This is a genomic window from Mesotoga sp. H07.pep.5.3 (genome assembly GCF_002752615.1).
In the GTDB taxonomy this organism is placed as follows: domain Bacteria; phylum Thermotogota; class Thermotogae; order Petrotogales; family Kosmotogaceae; genus Mesotoga; species Mesotoga prima.
In genome coordinates, this window is record NZ_AYTV01000025.1 from 227,560 (window position 1) to 250,651 (window position 23,092).

24 protein-coding genes are annotated in these 23,092 nt (G+C 44.5%); 10 read left to right on the forward strand and 14 right to left on the reverse strand.

The window, feature by feature from the left end; genetic code table 11:
• Positions 1 to 12: 12 nt before the first annotated feature.
• The 4 genes from V513_RS12185 to V513_RS12200 all read left to right on the forward strand — a co-directional run bounded on the left by V513_RS12185 (position 13) and on the right by V513_RS12200 (position 2,651).
• A complete protein-coding gene (locus tag V513_RS12185; protein ID WP_041928356.1) occupies positions 13 to 309 on the forward strand; it encodes a hypothetical protein in 297 nt (98 codons plus the stop codon).
• A 603-nt stretch (positions 310 to 912) separates the two neighbouring features.
• Positions 913 to 1,434, forward strand: a complete 522-nt coding sequence (locus V513_RS12190) for a GNAT family N-acetyltransferase (protein ID WP_099772945.1) — start codon at positions 913 to 915, stop codon at positions 1,432 to 1,434.
• A gap of 42 nt (positions 1,435 to 1,476) precedes the next feature.
• Positions 1,477 to 1,980, forward strand: a complete 504-nt coding sequence (locus V513_RS12195; protein ID WP_014731998.1) for a flavodoxin family protein — start codon at positions 1,477 to 1,479, stop codon at positions 1,978 to 1,980.
• Between the two features lie 242 nt (positions 1,981 to 2,222).
• Positions 2,223 to 2,651, forward strand: coding sequence for a hypothetical protein (locus tag V513_RS12200; protein WP_014731997.1), 429 nt, complete (start codon positions 2,223 to 2,225; stop codon positions 2,649 to 2,651).
• On the opposite strand, the gene V513_RS14375 is transcribed toward V513_RS12200, so the two are convergent.
• The 5 genes from V513_RS14375 to V513_RS12215 form a co-directional block, all read right to left on the reverse strand.
• On the reverse strand, positions 2,644 to 2,772 hold the full coding sequence (locus tag V513_RS14375) for a diguanylate cyclase (protein WP_143752434.1): 129 nt from the start codon (positions 2,770 to 2,772) through the stop codon (positions 2,644 to 2,646). The two genes, V513_RS12200 and V513_RS14375, sit on opposite strands and share 8 nt — an antisense overlap.
• Positions 2,773 to 2,943: 171 nt before the next feature.
• Positions 2,944 to 3,018 (reverse strand): hypothetical protein, encoded by a 75-nt coding sequence (locus tag V513_RS14380; protein ID WP_099773053.1) that lies wholly within the window; start codon positions 3,016 to 3,018, stop codon positions 2,944 to 2,946.
• Positions 3,018 to 3,269 carry a hypothetical protein gene (locus V513_RS12210; protein WP_099772946.1) on the reverse strand — a complete coding sequence of 84 codons (252 nt, stop codon included), beginning with the start codon at positions 3,267 to 3,269 and terminating at the stop codon, positions 3,018 to 3,020. Before V513_RS12210 ends, V513_RS14380 begins: the two co-directional genes overlap by 1 nt.
• 91 nt (positions 3,270 to 3,360) lie before the next feature.
• Positions 3,361 to 3,513: a hypothetical protein gene (locus tag V513_RS13915; RefSeq protein ID WP_180274890.1), complete on the reverse strand. Its 153-nt coding sequence runs from the start codon at positions 3,511 to 3,513 to the stop codon at positions 3,361 to 3,363.
• A 118-nt stretch (positions 3,514 to 3,631) separates the two neighbouring features.
• A complete protein-coding gene (locus V513_RS12215; protein WP_257212112.1) occupies positions 3,632 to 3,961 on the reverse strand; it encodes a hypothetical protein in 330 nt (109 codons plus the stop codon).
• 459 nt (positions 3,962 to 4,420) lie between these two features.
• Between V513_RS12215 and V513_RS12225 the strand changes: the two genes are divergently transcribed.
• Positions 4,421 to 6,259 (forward strand): LTA synthase family protein, encoded by a 1,839-nt coding sequence (locus tag V513_RS12225; RefSeq protein ID WP_099772949.1) that lies wholly within the window; start codon positions 4,421 to 4,423, stop codon positions 6,257 to 6,259.
• Positions 6,260 to 6,416: 157 nt separating this feature from the next.
• Here V513_RS12225 and V513_RS12230 read toward each other — a convergent pair whose 3' ends face one another.
• The 8 genes from V513_RS12230 to V513_RS12265 form a co-directional block, all read right to left on the reverse strand.
• The gene (locus tag V513_RS12230) at positions 6,417 to 7,256 is read right to left on the reverse strand and encodes a carbohydrate ABC transporter permease (protein ID WP_006487334.1); all 840 of its coding nucleotides are present in this window, start codon (positions 7,254 to 7,256) and stop codon (positions 6,417 to 6,419) included.
• A gap of 9 nt (positions 7,257 to 7,265) precedes the next feature.
• Positions 7,266 to 8,132 (reverse strand): carbohydrate ABC transporter permease, encoded by an 867-nt coding sequence (locus V513_RS12235; RefSeq protein ID WP_014731993.1) that lies wholly within the window; start codon positions 8,130 to 8,132, stop codon positions 7,266 to 7,268.
• Between the two features lie 60 nt (positions 8,133 to 8,192).
• Positions 8,193 to 9,503, reverse strand: coding sequence for an ABC transporter substrate-binding protein (locus V513_RS12240; RefSeq protein WP_014731992.1), 1,311 nt, complete (start codon positions 9,501 to 9,503; stop codon positions 8,193 to 8,195).
• A 169-nt stretch (positions 9,504 to 9,672) separates the two neighbouring features.
• On the reverse strand, positions 9,673 to 11,058 hold the full coding sequence (locus V513_RS12245) for a PLP-dependent cysteine synthase family protein (protein ID WP_099772950.1): 1,386 nt from the start codon (positions 11,056 to 11,058) through the stop codon (positions 9,673 to 9,675).
• A 25-nt stretch (positions 11,059 to 11,083) separates the two neighbouring features.
• Complete coding sequence (locus V513_RS12250; protein WP_099772951.1) at positions 11,084 to 13,390, reverse strand: xanthine dehydrogenase family protein molybdopterin-binding subunit; 2,307 nt, start codon at positions 13,388 to 13,390, stop codon at positions 11,084 to 11,086.
• The gene (ade, locus tag V513_RS12255) at positions 13,383 to 15,131 is read right to left on the reverse strand and encodes an adenine deaminase (protein WP_014731989.1); all 1,749 of its coding nucleotides are present in this window, start codon (positions 15,129 to 15,131) and stop codon (positions 13,383 to 13,385) included. Before ade ends, V513_RS12250 begins: the two co-directional genes overlap by 8 nt.
• A 63-nt stretch (positions 15,132 to 15,194) precedes the next feature.
• A complete protein-coding gene (gene thrS / locus V513_RS12260; RefSeq protein ID WP_014731988.1) occupies positions 15,195 to 17,141 on the reverse strand; it encodes a threonine--tRNA ligase in 1,947 nt (648 codons plus the stop codon).
• Between the two features lie 13 nt (positions 17,142 to 17,154).
• Entirely contained in the window at positions 17,155 to 17,532 is a 378-nt protein-coding gene (locus V513_RS12265) for a RidA family protein (protein WP_006487325.1), read from the reverse strand.
• A gap of 113 nt (positions 17,533 to 17,645) precedes the next feature.
• Between V513_RS12265 and V513_RS12270 the strand changes: the two genes are divergently transcribed.
• Positions 17,646 to 18,377 (forward strand): SPL family radical SAM protein, encoded by a 732-nt coding sequence (locus V513_RS12270; protein ID WP_014731987.1) that lies wholly within the window; start codon positions 17,646 to 17,648, stop codon positions 18,375 to 18,377.
• On the opposite strand, the gene V513_RS12275 is transcribed toward V513_RS12270, so the two are convergent.
• Positions 18,378 to 18,863: a hypothetical protein gene (locus V513_RS12275; protein WP_014731986.1), complete on the reverse strand. Its 486-nt coding sequence runs from the start codon at positions 18,861 to 18,863 to the stop codon at positions 18,378 to 18,380.
• 411 nt (positions 18,864 to 19,274) lie between these two features.
• Between V513_RS12275 and V513_RS12280 the strand changes: the two genes are divergently transcribed.
• The 4 genes from V513_RS12280 to V513_RS12295 all read left to right on the forward strand — a co-directional run bounded on the left by V513_RS12280 (position 19,275) and on the right by V513_RS12295 (position 23,092).
• Positions 19,275 to 20,393 carry an ABC transporter substrate-binding protein gene (locus V513_RS12280; RefSeq protein WP_014731985.1) on the forward strand — a complete coding sequence of 373 codons (1,119 nt, stop codon included), beginning with the start codon at positions 19,275 to 19,277 and terminating at the stop codon, positions 20,391 to 20,393.
• Between the two features lie 64 nt (positions 20,394 to 20,457).
• Positions 20,458 to 21,348 (forward strand): branched-chain amino acid ABC transporter permease, encoded by an 891-nt coding sequence (locus tag V513_RS12285; protein WP_014731984.1) that lies wholly within the window; start codon positions 20,458 to 20,460, stop codon positions 21,346 to 21,348.
• 10 nt (positions 21,349 to 21,358) lie between these two features.
• Positions 21,359 to 22,321: a branched-chain amino acid ABC transporter permease gene (locus V513_RS12290; protein WP_099772953.1), complete on the forward strand. Its 963-nt coding sequence runs from the start codon at positions 21,359 to 21,361 to the stop codon at positions 22,319 to 22,321.
• A gap of 12 nt (positions 22,322 to 22,333) precedes the next feature.
• Complete coding sequence (locus V513_RS12295) at positions 22,334 to 23,092, forward strand: ABC transporter ATP-binding protein (protein WP_099772954.1); 759 nt, start codon at positions 22,334 to 22,336, stop codon at positions 23,090 to 23,092.

Below are 23,092 nucleotides of genomic sequence, written 5' to 3' on the forward strand. Positions count from 1 at the left end.
GGAGGTGAGTTCATGGAATCATCCGAACTTCTCTGGGAAAGCAGCAATGAGGAATTGAAGGCCGCTTGTAAAGTTCTAAACACCGACTATGTCTGTTTGACATGTGAAATGTCTTTTAAGAAGGGAGCGATCTTTGGAAATCCCGATGAAGTTCTTATGGACGCCGAAATGGCAGCGAAAGAACACAGATCTAGAAACCGTGTTTCGCCCTTTCACTCTATTCTCATGCATGAAAGGAAGTACACCGGACTCTCGGAACACCAGCAGACAATGATTGAGTATTCTTGCGCAGCACTGGGCAACAAATAAATTTCAAAAAAACTGAACTTGAGTCAACTACACGTTAGAAATCATAGATCCGGACTAAGAGAAAAGGCTAGACAGGCAAAGATCTTTCTTCTTCTTCACGAGATGATTGAACCCAGGGTAAACAAGGAAGACAGAATAGTAGATGTACATGGAAACGCAGCTACGGTAGATGAGCGGTAAGCGGTTACTGAGCGTGAACGAGCGGACGGCTCGCGAAATAGTTCAGTGATTCCGGTACGATGATCAGATTTCCGAAGAGGAAGAAGGACAGGTAATAATGCCATGGGAGATCGCAGGTGTTTGTGAGCCAGGGCTGAGATGCAACAAGGAAGAGGTAAACGAGAAGTTGAAGAGATTCTGCGATGATTAGTTCTCCTGAGGAGATATCTCATTGAATAGGGCTTGAGAGAGAAAGTCCGACGGTAGTTTAACTGGCTTGTATTCTAATGAAGGCAAAGGTTTTGTTAAGTCACCTCCCGTAATCCCTTTTCAGCCGAAATAGTTGAGATCGCTATAATAAGCTTTTACAGTTGTTAACAATTCACGATGGTATAATTATATTAGATATACAAACGAATAACTATTTCAAACGGAGGTGTTTTTTTGAAGCTGCTAACCAAAAACGAGAAGATCACTATTGATCGATTTGAGAACATGGAAACTGCCGAGAAGGAAATCGGAATCGACAGAATCGTGGACTTCCTTCATACTCACCTTGAAGAGTACGGTGACGATAGAAAAGCAATTTGGAGATCCATTGAATATGCCTTCTCGAACGAAGCGGGTAAAGGTGGCTTTGTTCTTATTGCAAGACATGGAGAGAGGATTCTTGGTGCTTCTGTAGTAAACGACACGGGGATGAAGGAGTATATACCAGAACACATACTCGTTTACATCGCGGTTGACAGAGAAGCCAGAGGCATAGGCATCGGCAAAAAACTGATCAAACAGATAAAGAGAACATGCAACGGCGATATTGCTCTGCATGTTGAAGAGAATAACCCCGCAAGGTTTCTCTATAAAAAGATGGGATTCAAGACAAAGTATGCAGAAATGCGTTTTGCTCAAGATCAGTCGAAGACACCCTATAGTTCTATGAAAACAACGTCAAATGTGAGAGAATAAATATAGATAATAATAGTCGGATATTAATTGGAGGTCTGATTTATGTCTGTAGAAAATGGAAAGAACGTTCTAGTTGTTTATTACTCTCATGACGAAAGTACTAAGTCAATTGCCGAATCAATTGCAGGCGAAACCAATGCCGATCTTCTCGAGCTAAAACCGGTAGAAAAAAGTGGCGGAAGAAAAGTGAAGTACATTTGGGAAGGGGAGAGTGTTAGTATGGACCCCGTGCCGGATCTTGAACCTTTTTTGCTTGATCCCGACAGTTACGACCTAATTTTTATTGGTTCACCGGTTTGGGCAATGAGCTACGCACCGCCAGTCGAAAGCTTCATTAGAAAAACTAAGCTTTCCAATAAAAACATCGCTCTATTTTGTACCCATGAGGGCCTAATGGGAATAGTTTTCCAGGAGTTGATGAGCAAGCTTTCGGAAAACAAAATTGTCGGTGCCATAGATTTCTACGATCCAATAGGTTCCGGCGTAAAGTACGCAGCCAACGCAAGTGCAAACTGGGCCAGACAGGTCCTGAAATCCCTGTCCTAGTATGAAATGAGAGTTACTAAAGATGGCTCTTGTCTTTAAAGCGAGGCAAGAGCTTTCCTTTTCAAAACTGATGATTTGTCTTTTTTGAGAGTGTAAAAATTAGATTAATCTAGCGGTGCGATTCCACGTTCTGTCGACCACTTTATTCGCCTTCCAATTGTTCACGGAAGTTCTGATATGCCAAAGAAATACGGTATAATCTGCGTGAGGTCTTTTTTCATGGTATGTGGGAGTTGATTCTAATGGAAGATTACAGATGGATCTACCTGGCCATTCTTCTGCAAGCAGCCTTGCTCGGCACGGTGCTTTTCTTTGGGGACACTTTGTTTCATTCTTCTGTTGAAAGCGAGTTTGCTAAAGAGGTTACTGCAAAGGAAATCGGTAGCTCCTTGCTAAGTGATTACTTGAAAGGCTTTGAAGATCGTTCGCTTCCAGAAGAGTCAAGGCTTACCGGATATTTGATTGAGGACATAATAGTTTTCGAGGGGACAGGCAACTATACAGTTCTGCTTGCTTCCATCTCGGTTAAGCCAACCGATATCGATAGCTGCTTATGGAATTCTTTGGGTTCAAGAGAAGGTAGCTGGATAAAAGACATACGGCTCTCTGTCTATTTGGAAAGAGACCAGACGGGCAGGTTTACAATTGTAAAAACCGTTCCTGCTATTTAGGAAAAATATCGACACAGTTTTTGCCGCTATTCTTTGCCGCGCACAGCACACTGTCGGCTCGATGTATCGTTTTGTCGACACTATGGTCGTTTTCTGGCAAATGTGTTATTCCTATGCTCACCGCTGTTTACGGCTTTTCTTGGCAGATTTCTCTCGGCTTATCAAGTATTCTTTCCCCCATCGGCCTGGCATCTTCGAGGGATACTCCGGTAAGGATAATTAAGAATTCACCGCCTCCCCACCAGACTATTCGTTCACTGCTTCTAATGATCTTCTTAACAGATTCAGCAAGCTAAGAAAGCACAGAGTCACCACAGACACGACCGGAAGAGTCATTTAACTTCTTAAACCCGTCTACACCCATCATTATGAATGAAAGTTGGAGAGGTTTCTTTTCGCTCTCTCGATTTCTGCTACCGAAAACTTCTTTAGTCCATACCTGCCAAGTGCTCCCGTGAGAGGGTCGTTAAAAGTTATCCTTGTCATCTCGAATCTGTTTCTTATTCTGTTGATTGCTTCTGCAGCATGGACTATAAGAACTTCCGCCAGCTCAATGGCTTCACTACTAAATTCATCCGGCTCTGTGGATATCGTTTGGAAGACCCCCGTATCTTCCAACAGATTTGCTGAGAGCCGATCTGTATTTGCTACTTCTCGGTTTTGCCTCCCTGCCCTTCGAAGTATCTGGAAAGACTGGCGTCTTGCCTTCTCATAAAGTCCTGCCGCCTACTCCCTTCTCTTTGGTGTAGCGGACTTCACCGTTGTCAGAAACTGGTTCGGTTACTCTCTTAACAACAAGGTTTTCAAGCTCTACAATATCAAGACCGGGCATATCGAACTCCAGAATTTTCTTAGCATCCACGATCAGATCACAGACATGTTCTTCACTTGAGGCCTTTGAAAGATCAAGAGCGAGTTATTGGAGTTTTCTAATCTTTTTCCTGTTCTCCCAAGGTTCTTTATTCGTCATCCTCTATCCGTTATTTCAACAAAGAATTTCGCACATCCAAACCTGAAACCTTCTCGTCGTTATCGATAACCATACTCATGAAACATCTCTCGAAATTCTCAGACTTCATAAACTCAACAAAGCTCTCTCCCCCAGGGTAAGAGACGGAATCGGAAACTCTCAACCCCGATTCCCTGGCTCCTCTATTGAGGAACACGGAACCCGAATAAATGTCTTCGAAGCAAAGGCCAACAGGTGAGTTTTCAGTAATTGCCATATCATTTGAAAGGAAGAAGTTGCGATGTCTATCTTTCGCCAAATGTCTTTCCAAATCCACTAAATACGATCTTAGCCGAAGCATCTCCGCTCCTTTCGGCATGACCTACGAAATTTCGTTCTTTCTCAGAATTTTGCTGCCTAAAAGCGAAATTTACAAGCCTCTCCATCCCATGATCTATAGATGAGCAAAGACGATTCCCACGCCGATGATCGACGAGAGTCCTTCAAAATCGAGATCCTATTCATCAAGACCATGGAACAAGCGGTCGAGTTCCTCAATTTCTTAAACTTTTTCTGCGTAATTTCTTCATGTATCACAAAGACAACAGGTTCTATCCTCTTGGTCTCTCTGGCTTCAGAAAAGGAATCACAGAGTCGACATATCAACATAGAAATCGCTCTTGCTATACATTTGTTCTTCCTTCTATCTAGTTCTGAGGAGTACAACGCTGTACGAAACAAGGGAAACACTCTGGTTGAACGATACGTTTCGAGTTAGTATAATTTAGTTGCTCGTATAAATGTTTAGGATGAGATCATTGTGAAAAAGACCTATCAATGGACAACGAAAAGCATCACCATAATCGTCGTTTTGATTTTACTAAAATCTCTTGTATTTTACGGCTACACCGCTGAGCTAGCAAGGCTGTCAGTGTTGCTCGGGACTATTGCATGGATGGCATTCCTATTGCTCTTGTTCTGGAATGTATTCAATGGCAAGTTTTTTCTCTTATATTGCATTATTTCATGCATACTCTTTGTAGATTTTTTATACTTCCAGTACTTCGGGTTTCTCCCTTCGGTCAAGGAGCTTGTGCATGTCGGTCACGTCGGTGCAATAAGTGAAAGCATAGTCTATGTTCTCCATCCAATAAGTTTTGTCTTTATCATTGATCTCATACCTGTTGGACTATACCTGAGAAAGAAGCAATCTAGACAGGACGAAACACCCATAAGGAAACCAACCTACCCGGACAGAATTATTGCCTTTGTCTTACTCATTAGCCTTTTAATACCGTTTTCCTCGGAAAGCCTCCAATCTTACTTTGTCTTCAACAGATATGGAGTCTTTGCCTACCATATGTTTGATCTTGTTAGGGTGATTCCGGGAGTCGATGGGGGGATAACTGTTGACGAAACAGTCTCTTATAATGGCTACGTGAATAAAATGGCTGAGCGGGGTAAATATTTTTCCGTTGCGAAAGATAGAAACATCATTGTTATTCAGCTCGAATCGTTTCAGGACTTTCTTGTCAACTTCGTTTACAACGACCAGGAGATAACACCTAATCTTAACCGGTTGGTTTCGAGTGATTCGATCTATTTCGATGAAATCTATCAACAGGTTGGAGCAGGGAACACCTCTGATTGCGAATTTGTAGTTCTCAATTCAATGCATGCACTTGGTGATGTTTCAGTTTATCAGACTCGGGAAGAGAATAGCTTTTACGCTTTGCCGTCGCTTCTGAAATCCAAAGGTTATTTTTCGGTTGCCTTTCACGGCAATAATGGTTGGTTCTGGAATCGCGAGAAGATTTATCCTTCATTGGGATTTGACGATTTCATCAGCCTGGAGGATATGGAAAACGATGAGATTATTGGTTTTGGTTTGAGCGATTCTTCTCTTTTCAAACAGACACTGGGACACCTAAGAGAAATCGAAGAGCCTTTCTTCGCATTCATAGTAACGCTTACAAGCCATAATCCTTATGAAATACCTGAGGAACTGAGAGCAATTGAACTCCTTCCAGAACATGAGGGCACTCTTTTCGGGAACTACATTCAATCGGTACACTATACCGATGCTGCATTAGGCGAATTCATTGAAGGACTCAAAGAGGCCGGCCTTTACGACAGTTCACTCATTGCTCTTTATGGAGATCACGCAGGGCTATATCCTTTCAACAAAGAAAACAAAGATATATTGAGTGAGCTTCTCGCCTGTGAGTACGATTTCGTACACGCTATGAACATTCCACTCTTATTTCATATTCCTAATTCTAATCTCAAGGTTCTGAACTCCAAACCAGGCGGTCAAATTGATTTCTTTCCCACACTGCTTAATCTCATCGGGATCGTAGAAAAGAGCGGAATACTGTTCGGTCGAGATCTTCTTAATTCGTCGTCGGGATTTGCCGCATTCACTCATTACGTTCCCGAAGGATCATTCATAGACAATAACAGGATTTTCATAATGTCCAGCGACGGAATTCTCGATAACAGTGAAGCAGTTGAGAGAAGAACAAGTAAAATGATTACCCCGTACAGCTGCTTGGACGGTTACAAAGATTCTATACAGCAGATACAGGCTTCGAAATATTTGATACTAAATAACTCTATTTCAAATCTAATGGGTGTTAGCAACGAAAGAGATAATTGATTCTGGAAGGTTAAACCCAAGCAATCTTACATTCAGGTTATGTAGCCAAATAAATCGTCAGTGGGTCAGCTTCAAAACAATTCTCATCCGAATTCAATATGCTCCGTAGCAGGTTTTCTCTAGTCATTCTAACCAGGCTTCCCTTTCAAGAATTGAGCTACTCCTTGAGACCAGTTCCTACAAGGCTTTTCACAAAGAGATTCTGCAAAAGAAAGAAGACTACAAGGGTCGGAATCACCGCTACCATCGTACCGGCCATGATGATTCCCCAGTTGTTCGCCGACTCAGCATCGATAAGCATCTTGACTCCGATCTGCACTGTTTTCATCTTGTCCTCCATCGTAACTATCAGCGGCCAGAGATAAATGTTCCATGAATAAACAAAGTTTATGATCGCGGAGCCTGCAATGATCGATTTTGAAAGAGGCAAGAGAATTTTTAGAAAGTATTTGATTGGTCCGGCTCCATCAATTCTTGCCGCATCCTCAAGAGAAAGGGGGATAGTCATGAATTGCTGTCTCATCAAGAAAGTGTTTGTTGCACTCGCCATGAAAGGTATGGTGAGGGCCCAGTATGTATTCACCCATCCAAATTTATTCATTAAGGAGAACAAGGGGACGATCATTATCGTCTCCGCAGGCAAGAATAGAGTTGCAAAGAGAAACCCGAAGGCGAGCCCTCTTCCTGCAAATCTGAAGTTCGAAAAGGCATATCCCGCAAGTGTTCCAGTAACGAGTTTCCCAAGAGTAATCGCAAGCGATACAATTGCACTGTTCAGAAGTAAACGCGCAAAAGGAACTGTCTTGAAAGCATCGAAGTAATTCTGGATGTGAAAGGCCGTAGGGAAAAACTTCGGTGGAAATGAAAAGACGCTTTGAGGCGGCTGAAGGCTCATAGTTATGGCCAAAATAACGGGCATAATGAATATGAAAGATACTGTGATCAATATTATCTCTATGATTATTGTATTAACTAACTTCCTAGTGGACTTCTTCATGACTACACCTCATTGATAGTGAACTCGTCTTTCCGCAACGGTGAAGTAGACTATTGTGACTACGACCATTATCATGAACATTATTACGCTTTGCGCCGAGGCGGGTCCTCTTTTCTGATAAGTGAATGCGTCAAGATAAAGCCTATATATCATATTTGTCGTGTAACCTCCAGGACCGCCCTTCGTCATTACATCGACTATTGCAAACGACGTGAACATCGTGCTGACAATGTTCATAATGACCAAATAGAATGTTATTGGTGAAACTAAAGGAAATATGATTCTCCAGGTCTTTTTCATGACCCCTGCTCCATCAAGAGTTGCTGCTTCAAGAAGGTCTCCCGAGACGTTCTGAATACTTGCAATATAGAAGATCATATTGAAAGGCAAGATCTTCCACACTGTCGCAAAGATCAACGCGTAGAACGCGTAAGGCTTTGACGTTAACCATTCAACCTGAAGTCCGAATAGTTTCATGAATACATAGTTTACGTGGCCAACAACCGGGTTCAAAAGGAAGGTCCAAAGGGTGCCGGCTATCGCCGGCGAAATAGCATAGGGCGCGAAGAGAAAGGTCCTGTAAAGTTTCGTTCCTGGAACGTTCTGAGTGAGGAGCATAGCGATTATGAAACCAAGGAAAATTGATAATGTAACAGAAAGCCCGACATAGATGACAGTTAGTTTCACTGAGGAAATGTACTGCTCATTGTTGAAAAGGTTTATGTAATTCTGGATTCCCACAAATGTCGTTTTGTTACCAAAAGTAGATACCCTGTAGAGACTCATTCTAAATGCTTCTACTGCAGGATAATAAATGAATAAAACGATAATCAGAAAGGTAGGTACCAGCAGAAGGTATGGTAACCACTTTCGCATTCTACACCTCCAGCATCAAGCGGAGCGGGCTGATCGCCCGCTCCGACCAATAAAAGAACATTAGTAATTGGCTTCGTTATAGTCGCGAATTGCTTGAGTTGCTCCATCTTCAGCGTACTTCAGCGCCTCGGAAGGAGTCATTTCTTTAGCGATCATCTTTTCAATCGCGGTTGTTACCACGGTTCTTATCTCAGGGAATGCTCCAGTTATTGCTCCGTTAGTGTTGTAACTCTGGACTGAAAGCAAAAGTTGTAAAAGCGCTGTCAGGTGATCGGGGTAATCACCGTAATACCCGCTGGCAACGAGTTTCTCAACGGAATCCTTTCTAACCGGGAAGTATCCAGTGGCTTTGTGCCATTCAATCTGCTGCTCGGTGCTAGCCATGAACTTGATAAACTCCCAGGCAGCCTTGGTTTCTTCGTCTGGATGGCCATCGATCAGCCACAGACTTCCACCGCCTATGATAGCTCCTCCAGCTTTCGAATCAGAGGGTCTTGGCAAAAAGACACTACCAAGCTCAAAACCATTCGTCTCGGCGGATTCCATCATCAGGGCAACATCCGAAGTGGAAGTCATCAACATTGCCGCTTTTTGCGAAATAAACAGGTTTCTTGCAGCGGTCCAGTCTTCAAACTTCGTGTTTATCATTGTACCTTCCTGCGACATGGTATTCCACCACTCGAAGATTGCCAGACCTTCAGGAGTATTGAAGACCGCCTTCGTGGGTCTTCCGGTTCTGCCATTGTTCTGATCAATTAGCGGGGCGTCCTGTGCCGCCAGTAGTTGCTCAAAGAACCATGAATTGAGAGATACGGTAAATCCTGCCTGCTCCACGTTTCCAGCCGAGTCCTTTATGGTCAGCTTCCTGGCCACTTCGATGAAATCTTCAAAAGTAGTCGGAGGATCATGCGGATCTAGACCGGCCTTTTCAAAGAGCGACTTGTTGTAGAAAACGATTGCGTTTGATGAATTGAACGGCATCGAATAGAGTTTGCCATTTACCCGGTAATAGTTGAGAACCTGTGGCATGAACTTTCCGATATCAAATGTCGGGTCGGCCTCCATCATCTCTTCAATGGGGATTGCAACTTCGCCGTCGATCATCATCTGAGTTCCGATTTCGAATACCTGAACCACGTGAGGAGCTGTCCCAGCCTGCACAGCTGCGATCATTTTGTTAAGAGTATCTCTGTAGCTTCCGGTGTACTGAACTTCGACTTCAATGTCGGGGTGTAACTCCATGAACGCATCTGCCTGCGACTGCAGGAAATCGATTCTCCACCCACCCATTGCATGCCAGAACTGGATAGTAGTTGCTGAGAGAATAAGTGAGAACATCAAAACGACCGAAACAAGAAGAAACTTTTTCAAAAGAATCACCTCCATAAATTGGGATAGAATCTAGAGCTGAAGCAACTTCTCAGTTACACAAAGAAAAAAACCGCCCCCGAAAAAGGTAGGCAGTTTTCTCTTCGTCAGTACCACCGTATTTTCATTGTACAATAAAGCTTACAAAAAACAAAACAAATAGTCATACTAATTATTCTTTGTTCCTTACGCGATAATCGAGAAGGAGCTCGTCAATCTCTTCAATCTTTCCGCTTTCTGCCTTCCAGAAGTCCTGTGACATTGTCTTGTTCAACTCTTCAACAGACCTTCCCTGTTGCTCAACCCAAGTATAGTACTTTAGGTTGTGCCATCTCAATCTATTATCCATAGTCCCCTCGAATATCCAGTCTGTCTTTGCACCAAGAACATATGATTCAAATCTGTGCCTGGCTTCATCCCTGGTGAGTTCACCATAGGTTTTGGACATGTTTTCCATCACAGAGTGGTAGCGGTCGATGTTATCAGTCGCAATAGTCACGATGTTGTCTTTGTTGCTCATTTTGTAGTACTTCGCCATCTTTATCGCACCGACAATGTTCGCTACTCCTGAAATGCCGAAAATGTCGGCCATTGTATCGACATCGTTTGCTTTAAGAAACTCTTTCAGGAACTTCTTACCTTCTTCGTCCGTCATTACCTGAAGAAGTTTCTTACACTCGATATCGTCAAGCGCAACAACTGCATCGTTGTTCATTACATTGTGAATCCATGTGACGTGTTTATCCCCGATCCCCTGAATGTCGTGACCTCCATAACCGTTAAGTGATAGAGTCGGACATTGCACAGGTTCTCCAGCAACGATTTTAACTTCGGGATACACTTCCTTTATTCTGTCCCCACATGCAATAGTTCCTGCCGAACCCACCGTTGCCACTACTGCCGAAACTCTTCCGTTGCCAAGCCCGAGTTCGTCCATCATTTCCAGAATCGTATTTCCAGTTACGTAGTAATGAAATCTATAATTACCGAGCTCATCGAACTGATTGAGCACCCGTACTTTTTCCGGATTAGCCGCTTTAAGTTCCTTCGCCTTATCGTAGATTTCTTTCACGTTTGACTCGCACCCTGGAGTTGCGAATACTCTAGCTCCGTACTCTTTAATGATGTTGAATCTCTCCGCCGACATTTCTTCGGGAAGAATAACCACAGAGTCAAACTTCATTCTACAGCCGACCCATGCACCACCGATTCCATAGTTGCCAGTAGATGGCCAAACCAGAGTATGGTAAGTAGGATCCACTTCTCCTCTCAACACTTTTTCCATCAAAATCGAATACGTTGCTCCTACCTTGTGACTTCCAGTTGGGAAGTCTTTCCCATACAGTACAACGATATTCGCATCTACTCCAGTGAACTCCTTTGGAAGAACAAAATAGTAGATCCTGTTATCGATATCTCTCCAGGAAATGTTGTAAAGGTTTATCGGATCCAGGGGATCTTCCTTTCTCATCTTCCATGCAATCTCTCTGGTTTTTCTATCGATCTTCTCTGGATGCAACATCTCCTCGAATGTTGGACCGAGTACGAACTTACCCATGCTAATCCTCCTTGTTTACCAACAACTATTCTTGTAAAGACGACCCATTTTCTAAGAGCTGAAGCACATATTCTGGGGTAACCGGAATCCTTCTAACACGCTTTCCTATTGCCATAGAAATAGCATTGGCAACTGCGCCGGGTACCGGCATCAGCGAAGGCTCTCCTATCCCCTTCGCACCGTAAGGACCTTCTGGAAAGGGATCCTCCACAACATCAATGACCAGTTCTTTTGGAAGTTCGTGGACAGTCGGAATAATGTAAGTGTTGAAATTATCGGAGATGATCTTTCCGTCCTTTTGCTTCATGTCCTCGAATATTGCGTATCCCATCCCCTGCGCAAAACCGCCTTGAATTTGGCCAACCACTCCTTCAGGATTGACCGATCTACCGACGTCATGGGCTGTGAAAGCTTTGATAACTTTGCTGTAGCCTGTCGCCAGATCGACCTCGACCTGAACGACCTGGCTTGCATATGAGTAGGTGACGTACGCCTCCCCGATTCCGTTGTCCATATCGAATTTCAGTTTAGGCGTCTCATACCAGCCTGTTTCGAAAAGTTTCACATTTTTCTTGTAGGCATGTTCGACTACTTCATCGAATGACAACTTATTTTCATTTTCGCCATAAACACAACCATCTTCAAATCTCACAGATGAGAGTCGGCAACCAGTGAGTTCACAGAACACAGAGGCCAATCTCTCCCGCAGAGAAGCACAGGCGCTTTTCACCGCGTTTCCGGAGTAAATGGTAGTTCTCGATGCTACTGTAGGCCCGCTGTCCGGAACGAAGGCGGTATCAGGTTGATGAACAACAATCTTGTCCATACTCTGCCCCAGTTCTTCCGCCGCGATAATTGAGATCACCGTCTTGGCTCCCTGACCCATTTCCGTCCCACCAATTCTCACTTCGACAGAACCATCCCTGTCTATCAGCACGTGTGCGCCGGACTTGTCGAGAGCCTGACCTCCTGCACCGAGGCTGACCCCATAGAAGATGTGAGAGAGACCAACCCCTCTTTTGACTTCTTCACTAGACTTATTGAATTCCTCCGTCTCTTTCACAAGTTCCTTCCATTTCGAAGCCTTCTTAACTCTTGAAAGCGTCTCCGGAGCACCAACGCTATTAACTAACAGATGATCGGTAGAGGTCCTAGAACCCGGTCTAAGAGTGTTAATTTCTCTGAACTCCATTGGGTCGAATCCCATCTGGACAGCAATATCATCCAACATGCTCTCAACCGCAAAGAGAACTTGAGGAGAACCGAAACCTCTGAAGGCTCCCGGAGGAACTTTGTTTGTATACACTGCGTACACATCGACGTCAACATTTTCTATTTCGTAAGCTCCGGCCGCATGAACAAGCGTTCTGAAGATAACTATCGGAGTAAGGGTTGCATACGCTCCCATATCCATGTATGCCTCTATCGTCATCGCTTTGATTTTCTTTCCTTCAAGGGCAACTTTGTAGTGAGATTTTATGGGATGACGCTTCGAAGTTGTCTGGATGTCTATTTCTCTTGAATAAATCAATTTCGCCGGCCTTCGAAGGTTATTGGCTACTATGGCTGCATATGAAGCGACATAAGAAGGAATGTCCTCTTTTCCTCCAAATGCACCGCCGGTTTCGGTTTGAATAACTCTTACTCGGCTCATAGGAATGCCCAGGACATTCGACACGGCCCCTTGCACATAGTAAGGACACTGCATTGTTCCGTAAACAGTGAACCCGTAGTCAATGTCGGGCACCACTATTACTCCCTGGGTCTCCATATAAGCCTGCTCCTGATAGTGGGCGTAGAACTCGCCTTCGAAAATGTGCTCTGAATTCTCAAAAAACTTCGAGGCATTTCCTTTACGAATTCTTCTTGAAACACCTATATTGGACTTACCATGAATAACGATTTCGTCCTTCATTGCCTCTTCTATTGTTAGAACCGGTTTGAGCTCTTCGATCTCAACATTTACCAGCTCGGCGGCTTCCTCGGCTATCTTCTTGCTGCTTGCAGCGACTACAGCCACTACATCACCGTAAAATCTTACTCTTTCGCCCTCCTTGACTAGACAAGGCATATCCTTTATCACATCGCCAAGCTGGTTTTCCCCGGGAACGTCTCTCCAGGTGAAAACACCCTCGACACCGGGAATCTTTTTTGCGGAAGAAGCATCAATACTCTTCAGAACTCCGTGTGCTTTCTTTGCAATAACAAGAGCGCAGTTTACCTGTCTATCAAAAGACACATCTGCTGCGAACTTTGCTCTGCCACTCACCTTCTCGCGAGCGTCGACTCTGTTGATTTTTTTGCCGACCACCTTCTCGTGTCTTTCAGGCATCTTCACCCTCCTCAACGAATAGCGTGACGAAATCATTTTTTTCAACGTCGACAAGGCCGAGATTCGTCAGCTTCAGCTTGGGGATAACTGAAAGCTGCACAAAAGAAAGCGTCATGAAGAGATCGGGTAAAGTGCTACCCATAATCTTTGTAGCTTCTTTCAATTCTGTTAATCTTTCTGCGACTTCCCTACTGGTAAGATCCGACATCAGGCCTGCAATTTTCAAAGGAAGCTCGGATGTTATCTTACCGTCAACGACGGAAACCAACCCTCCACCCATTTCTATCACTCTGTTTGCCGCACAGACCATATCGGAATCATTCACTCCCAATACACCAAGATTGTGCGAATCATGTCCAACAGAAGTTGCTACTGCCCCCTTCTTTAGCCCGGAGCCCTTTGCAAACGCAACTGACATAGACTTACCTTCGCAATAGCGACAGACGGAGGCCAGTTTCAAGACGTCACTATCGACATCGCTGACAACACATCCATTCTCAATTTTTGCGTCAGCTATTGTGCCACCGGTGAGTACCTCGCTTCCAAGAAGCTCTATTACTCTGATTTTTCTTCCCTCAGCCTTAACTCTTAAGTCATCCTCACAAATCTTCTGGCACTTGAATGTATTCGTCCTTTCCTGTGGAAAACTCTTTGAGATGACATCAGTGACCAGTCTTCCATCTCTTGCTACTATTCTAGAATCTTTGAAAACGATTCTCGGATTGAAGGACTCTAGATTGTCCACTACTACGAGGTCGGCCTTGTACCCGGGAGCAATAGCACCCATCGATCTCAAATTGTAATGTCTTGCAGTGTTTATCGTGGCTGCTCTTATGGCGATTATTGGATCTATACCGTGCTCTATGGCCTTCCGAATATTGTAGTCTATATGGCCCTCTCTGATAATGTCGTCGGGATGCTTGTCGTCGGTACAAAATGATACGAAGGGATAAGTCTTCTCGTTTATTAGAGGGAGAAGAGCAACGAGATTTCGCTCTACACTTCCCTCTCTGATAAGTATCTGCATACCTCTGGAAAGTTTTTCTCTCGCTTCCTCAACGTAGGTGCACTCATGTTCCGACCTTACAAAAGCACATATGTAGGCATTTAGAGGCTTACCCAAAACTCCAGGAATGTGACCGTCTATCTTTTTGTACTTGTGTCGAATCAACTCAATCTTCGCTATTGAATCCCGATCACCGTTTATGACATCCGGGAAGTTCATCACTTCACCCAGTCCAAGAACTCTGTTCTGGAATTTCTCCACAAAACCTATCATATCCATTACGCTGATCCTTGCCCCCGACGTTTCCATGGCTGATGCGGGGACGGCGGAGGGGATCATGATGTAGAGATTCACAGGAACTCCCTCTGTGGACTTGATCATGTATTCTATCCCGGAAAGACCCATTACATTTGCAATTTCATGAGGATCGGCTATCGCTGTGGTTGTGCCTCTTGCTAGGATTGTCTTCGAAAACTCGACCGGTGAAACCATGGATGATTCGATGTGAAGGTGAGCATCGATAAGACCTGGGACCACATAAGAACCTTCAAGATCTATGACCTCGAGTCCATCTTCGTAGTCACCGATTCCAGCAATGCGCTTCTTGAAAAGAGCTAGGTTTGCCTCTTCTATCTCCCCGCTGAAAACGTTCACGATCTTGCAGTTCTTAAGAAGAACATCTGCCGGTCTGTCGCCACGTGCGACCGGTATTATGTCGATGATATTCGTTCCAATCGCCCCCCTTCAAGGACTTTTAAGCTACGAAAGCAAGACCCCCGAGGTGCAGGGGTCTTGTAATCACTCGAAAATGCTTGTTGCGCTTCTCATGTTGACTTCTTGCGAAAGCTTATCCATGAATTCCTGCAAAGCAATTGAACCCAGATCCTTCTCACTTCTCAGCCTTACCGATATGGTCCCGTCTTCTTTCTCTCTGTCTCCAACGATGATCATATAAGGTACTTTCATCAGCTGAGCCTCACGGATCTTGTAGTTAGTTGACTTCTGGCGATCATCGACTTCAACCCTGAAACCTCTGGACTTTAATTCGGCCGCAACCGATTCCGCATATTCTGCATGCCTGTCGGCTATTGGGATCACTGAAACCTGGGTAGGAGCAAGCCAAGCGGGAAAAGCTCCGGCAAAATGCTCAATCAAAATACCCATGAACCTCTCAACGGAGCCGAATATCGCCCTGTGAATCATGACGGGCTGATACTCTTCGTTATCGGGTCCAACATACTTGATCCCAAAACGCTCGGGCATCATGAAATCAAGCTGAATTGTAGCACACTGCCATTCCCTACCAAGCGAATCCTTTATATGATAATCGATCTTAGGACCATAGAAAGCTCCATCACCTTCATTTACCTTAAACTCCATTTTCTTTGCTAAAAGTGAATCTTCAAGTGCCTTTGTGGCGATATCCCACAGCTCGACTTCGCCCATGTAATCTTCGGGTCTCGTCGAAAGCTCTGCTCTATACTCGAAGTTGAATGGGGAGTATATTTTCTGAACGAAATCGATTACTCCCATTATCTCCTGTTGAATCTGCTCACGTGTACAGAATATGTGAGCATCATCCTGAACAAATCCTCTGACTCTGAACAACCCGTGCAAGACACCGGATCTCTCATATCTATGTACCTTTCCGAATTCAAACAGTTTCATCGGAAGATCACGATAGCTTACCGATGAGGACTTGTATACGATTATGTGCCCGGGGCAATTCATTGGTTTGACAGCGAACTGCTGATCTTCTTTCTCCGTGAAATACATGTTGTCCCTGTAATGATCCCAGTGACCAGATGTTCTCCAAAGCGCATCAGACATAATCTGAGGGGTGCTAACTTCCCTGTAACCATCTTCAACATGCTTCTCTCTCGAAAACTGAAGCAGTTGATTAAGCATCTCCGTTCCTTTAGGCAAAAAAACAGGCATACCCGGAGCATATTCGTAATTGATTGTGAAGAGACCAAGCGCCGGGCCAAGCTTCCTGTGATCTCTCTTCTTCGCCTCTTCTATCATCCTCAGATAGTCTTCGAGATCACTCTTTTTTGCGAAGGCAGTGCCGTAAACCCTCTGAAGCATCTTGTTGTTCTCGTCGCCCCTCCAGTACGCACCGGAAACGGATGTAAGCTTGAAATACTTTACCTTACCAGTCGAAGAAACGTGAGGACCCCTGCAGAGGTCAACAAATTCGCCCTGTTTGTAGAAAGTAACCTTTTCAGCACCGGTGTCCTTAACCAGATCCTCGATCAGCTGGACTTTATAAGGCTGATCTTCTCTCTTCATAAGTTCAATGGCTTCTGATACAGGCAGTTCGAATCTCTCAACCGGGAGATCTTCCTTAATTATCTTGCTCATCTCCGATTCAATCTTCGGTAAATCCTCTTCTGTGATTCTCGTCTCGCCAAGATCTATGTCGTAATAAAACCCATTTTCTATGGTTGGCCCGATTGCTAGCTTGACTTTCTCCTTGCCATACAATCTCATTATCGCCTGGGCTAGTATATGGGACATAGTGTGTCTGAAGAAACGAGATGACTCGGGATCTTTGTCCAAGACAAGCTTGACCGAAGCGTCTTTTTCGATAGGCCGTTCAAGATCCCAAAGTTCTTCGTCGACAATCGCTCCAAAAGCACGTCTTGCAAGTCCCTCGGAAATACCCTTTGCAATCTCCGCCGGTGTTATCCCTGATTCGTATTCCTTTATCGAACCATCGGGCAGTTTTATCGAAATTGCCATTTTATCCTCCTGATTACGGTATAATCGCTACAGCCTCGATTTCTACCGGCGCGTTTTTTGGCAGGTTGGAGACCTCTACTACGGCTCTGGCAGGTTTGTGACCCTTAAAGTAAGTAGCGTAGATCTCATTTAGAATCGAAAACTTACCCATATCCCTTACGTAAACGTTGACCTTTACGATATTATCTGGGCTCGACCCGCCGGCGGCGACTACCGAGAATAAGTTATCAAGTGACTGTTTACAAGCTTCTTCAAAATCCGTCACCATTTCGCCAGTCAACGGGTTGAGGGGAATCTGTCCAGAAACAAAGAGAAAACCTCCCGCCGCAACTGCCTGAGAATAAGGACCAACTGCTGCCGGCGCCTTGTCAGTATTGATAACCCTCAACACAGTAACACCTCCCATTTCCGTTAATTATATCACTTGAGAATGGATGAAGTCGCGCGATATGCACTTAACGGAAATCGTTTATCGAGAAGAAAACATGTAGAATCTATAAGTGTATGGTGGAAGAAATACTTGCAAGAAGGGCATTAACAAAGTCTAATATTCCATTAACAGATTTCACTATCAATCCTTACGTTGGATGCAGCGTCGGATGCATATACTGCTTTGCAAAATTCATAGGCTCTTTCAAGGACTACGGAGGAGTATGGGGAAGAGATGTGAGAGTCAGAAAAAACCTCACATCTCTTCTGAAAAGAGAAATTATCAGACATCCCAAGCGGCCAGTTTTTCTCAGTACAACCTGCGATCCTTATCAGCAACTCGAAAAGAGATACGAAATCACAAGAGCAATACTGAGAATTCTCGTCTCTCACAGGGTTCCCGTCTACTTGATGACGAAATCCGCTTTGATAAGGAGAGACCTCGACTTGCTCCAGACCGCGGAAGGCGAAGCGAAAGTTTTAGTAACGATAACAACGGATAGAGAAGATGTGAGGAAGGTTCTTGAACCGGGTTCTTCTTCCTTTGAAGAGAGACTCGAGACAATCGATCTCTTAAGAGATAACGGAATTCAGACGGGAGCCTTTGTAGGACCTGTTCTTCCTATGAACGCGACAAGAGTTGCACTTGAACTATCAAAAAGAGTCGAAGAAGTCCATCTGGATCCTCTGAACTACTCCTTTCAGGTAAAGAATATCTTCTTGAAATTCGGCTGGCAATCCTGGCTTGAGAAATATACATTTCAAGAGGTTGAAAAAGAATTCAGAAAACACCTTCACCTGATCTAGCTAGAAAACAAATCCTGCCGCTATGTAAGGGAAGAAACTCATCGATTCGAGAGAAGGTGTGAAATCGAGATTTACTCCACCTTCAAGAAAGAGGCCAGAATCCGATAGGCCTAAACCAGCTCTAACTCTCGCTGGGACGTCCCATCCTTCGATACTTCCTCCGACTAGATCTATTAAACCCTTTAACTGAACTCCCAAACCGGCCTTCATGTAAAGAACGGTTATCGGAAGTTTCAGGTTCAAGCCTGCATAACTTAACATGGGATCGGCAAGCTCAAGTCTTCTTTCTGAAGGCCAAATCTGCGCAATCGGCAGATCGATAGATAACGGACCAACACTGGCTAGAAGAGAAAGCCGCGCACAACTTAGGCTCGTCTCATCTGACTGGGTTATATCAGCACCCACGCCCAGATCGATTTCCACGGCAACCAATAGAGAAAATGTGATGACGAAAAGGAAAAGACAAACCATTTGAACTGCTCTCACAAACAACACCCCCAGAAACCTTCAGTGCAAAGCCCAGTTTCGAAAACAATTATAACCCATGGATGCAAAGGCAAAGAAAGAAGTCGGTCTCTCCAATGGTAATAACATCAAGGATAATCGTCATTGAACACAGTGGCTCACACATGACCCGTAAGCAAAACAGTCTGTGCAAATAACGTTCCACACTTGTCCTGAAGAATGCCTTATTGTTGCGAGAAGTCAAAGTAGAGAAAGATAATCTAGAATAATTCAATTCATTTGATCCTCAAGGGCTATGATCGAGTTAAGATATCGACTCAAGGAATGCTATACTTTGCATAATGTATAACGCATCACGTTAATCGTTTATTAATCTTTCTTCTAAAAGAACGGGGCGGAATTATTACTGTCCCGCACATGGAGGTGTTTTGGATGAGGCTAAACAGGTTACTCGTAGTCGCGATTGTCTTGCTAATCGGGGTTGCGGCGCTGGGTTCAACGATTAAGGTTGCTCTTGTGGCGCCATTCACAGGACTGGGTTCTATTCTTGGTGACTACATCAAAATGGGCGCGCAGTTGGCACTCGAAGAGATCAATGCCGCTGGAGGAATCAATGGCGACATGCTCGAAATGGTTGTGTATGACGATGCGGCAAATCCGAGCACGGCCGCAAATGTTATCAGGAGAGCACTTTTCCAGGATAAGGTAGTGGCCGTCTTTGGACCGAACATGAGCAGTTCAGTCATTGGTGTTCATCAACTAGCACAGCAGGCGAAGGTTCCAATGCTTGTCGGAGCGACTTCCCCTTCATTCAGATATTCGGTGATTCCCAACGACTTTCTCTTCAGACTCAGAGCCGACGACAAAGTCAAAGTCATTCAGCTCGTAAAATATGCAGTAGAAGAGTTGGGCATTGAGAAGCCCGGAGTTATCTATGGCTCGACTGACTATTGTCTCGCTGCTCTCGATGTTGCTAAAGAGGAGTTCCCCAAGTATGGAATCGAAATAGTCGCAATGGAGCAGATCAAGGAAGGCGACAAGGATGCAACTGGTCAGCTTCTGAAACTAAAGAACGCCGGGTTCGATGGATTGATAGGACTTACACACGAATCTGAGGCTGCTGTAACAGTAAATCAACTCAGACAGTTGCAGATCGATGTCCCCATAATTGGGTTCTCTGCATGGGGCGTTCCTGCGTTCACAGATCTAGCACCGGAAGCAGCGATTGGTGTATACTCCGTTCAGGGATTCAATCCAATAGATCCCGATCCTGCAGTTCAAGCATTTGTTGAAGCCTATAAGGCCAGATGGGATGGCAAGGAACCAAGCGACCCTGGACAGGCTTACTATGACGGAATGTACCTTCTGGCAGATGCACTCAAGAATGTTGGAACAGACGGTACTAAGCTTGCTGAATACCTTGCGAATGAAGCGAACATCGTTGGTGTTCAGGGCGAACTCAAGTGCGACGAACACCACAACTTCACAAACGTCTGTCTAATCTCCCAGTTCGACGGAAAAGACTGGCAGATAATCACTAAGTTGTACTAAGCCTCTTTGCGGGAGGGGGCGTCCTGCCTACCTCCCGTTTACTTCCCTATAAGGAGTGTGAGTGATGCTTCAAGACATTCTCCAAAACATAGTTTCGGGGGCTTCGATCGGTGCCACATATGGACTCGTAGGACTCGGCGTGGTTTTCCTCTGGCTGACGATCTCAAGAATAAACTTCGCCAACATCTCGTCAGCGATGTTGGGAGCCTATCTGTTCTACAGTTTCTACACTCAGCTGAACCTGGGTTTTTTCATCTCTTTCGTTTTGTCTATTGCCATCATAGGGCTATATGGACTGGGGCTCAGAATATTCATTTATGAGCCAATCAGAAAGAGGGGCGGTGGGCGTCTCGAATTCGTCGTTGCCACACTTATGCTGTGCACTTTTTGGCTCAACTTTATAATTGTCACTTATGGGGCTCTACCAAAACCCTTCCCGCCGGTATTCGGAGGAAGCAACGACTTCATTTCACTCGGTGGCATAAGAATTCCCTCTCTCTACTTGAACATCTATCTTGTAATTGCAATTCTTATGGTTTTCATCTATTTTATACTTAACAAAACGCTTATTGGAAAATCATTCCGTGCAGCTGCTCAAAATAGAGAAGCGGCAGCTCTCATGGGAATCGACGTGAAGGTAACGACCTCTCTATCCTTCATTCTGGCGACAGTCGTCGTGGGAATTGCCGGAATACTCCTTGCGCCTATTTACTTTGTCTCCCTCGAACTTGGAGGAGGTTCTATAGGGGTCAAAGGTTTTGCGTCGGCGGTACTGGGCGGATTGACAAACCCTTATGGAACGATACTCGGAGGAATATCTCTTGGTTTACTCGAAAACTTCTCGACCCTCTATATCTCTTCAACATATAGAGACGTAATTTCCTTCTCGGTTCTTGTAGCCGTTCTGATACTGAAACCTTCCGGGATATTCAACTGGAAGAGAAAGAAGATATAGGGGGCACAAGATGAAGAAGACGATTTTCGTTATAGGAGCAATTCTACTAATAATACTGTTCCCACTCTTTGTGAAGAACTCGTACCATCTTTACCTTATGAACAGAGCGTTAATTCATGCGATTCTTGCCACTGGATTAGTTTTTCTCACAGGGTTCGCTGGTCAAATCTCACTAGGGCAGGCCGGTTTCTATGCCATTGGTGCCTACTCCTCCGCTTATTTCACGGTCAAGCTTGGGATGCCGATTGTTGTCGGCGTAATTGCCGGTATAGTGATTAGCGTTATTGCTGGATTCCTGTTGAGTATTCCATCATTCAAACTCAAGGCCTTTTTCTTATCTCTTGTAACCATTGCATTCGGCCAGATAGTCTGGATGCTGGTAATAAACTTAACGCCAATCACAGGTGGTCCTTACGGATTCTTTGGAATTCCATTCTATTCGTTTGGAGGCGAGATGCTATCCTTTGGGCAGGTCTTTTGGATATTTGGAGGGTTATTGCTCATTTCAGTTTTCATTATGTTCCGCATAAAACACTCGCACTTTGGTAGAGCTATGCTGGCTATGAATGATGATGACGTTGCTACCGAGACTTGTGGAATATCTACGAAAAAGCTCAAGATCGCAGCTTTTGGTTTTTCTGCAGGATTAGCAGGACTGGCGGGAGCACTGTATGCTCATCTAGCCGGTTTTCTCTCACCCGAACCATTCACCTTTTTTGAATCGTCAAATTTCGTCGCCATGGCCGTCGTGGGCGGTCTTAGACACATGAGTGGTGGAGTTGTTGGCGGAATAGGTCTTACGCTTCTTCCAGAGTTCCTGAGATTTGGAGGCTGGGAGAATTACTATCTAATGGTCACTTCTCTAATAGTGATTGTCATCGTAATATTTATGCCTATGGGACTTGGCCCTATCCTAGAAAGCTTATTCAGAAAGGTTTTCAGGATAAAGAGAAACAACACAAAGACGTTGTAAGGTGGGGTGAAAATGGACATTCTCAGAACCGAAAATATGACCAAGAGATTCGGAGGAGTTGTGGCTAACAATGATCTGTCAATAGGGATTCCCGAAGGCGAGATCACAGCTTTAATCGGTCCCAACGGCTCTGGCAAAACAACGTTCATTAATGTTGTAACGGGAGTACACCCTATCACAAGTGGAAAGGTATATTTCAAGGATCAGGACATAACGGGGATGGAAGTAAACAGGATTAGCAGGTTGGGTATTGCGAGAACCTTCCAGAAGATTCGACTCTTCGAGAATCTCTCAGTGATTGAGAACGTACTTGTTGCCAGAAAGTCTTTCTACAAATCCGGCCCTTTGAGCGTAGTTCTAGGAACTCCGAGTTTCAGAAAGGAAGAAAAAGAGAACAAAGAAAAGGCCATGGAACTTTTGAAGCTCGTGGGTCTTGAGGATAATGCTTATGATTCCCCGAAGGGCATGGCATATGGATTACGGCGTTGTCTAGAGATTGCGAGAGCTTTAGCTCTGGAACCTCAGCTGATTTTCCTCGACGAACCTGCCGCAGGAATGACTAGAGATGAGTTCAAAGTGATAATGAACCTGATGATGATTCTCAAAGAGAAAGGTATAACGACTCTGCTCGTGGAACATACTATGGACTTCATCAAGGCTGTGGCTGACTGGGTATATGTTCTGAACTTTGGCCAGATAATCGCCAAAGGTACGTTTGATGTTATAGAAAAAGATCCGCTTGTTCTCAAAGCTTATCTGGGGGAGGATTAA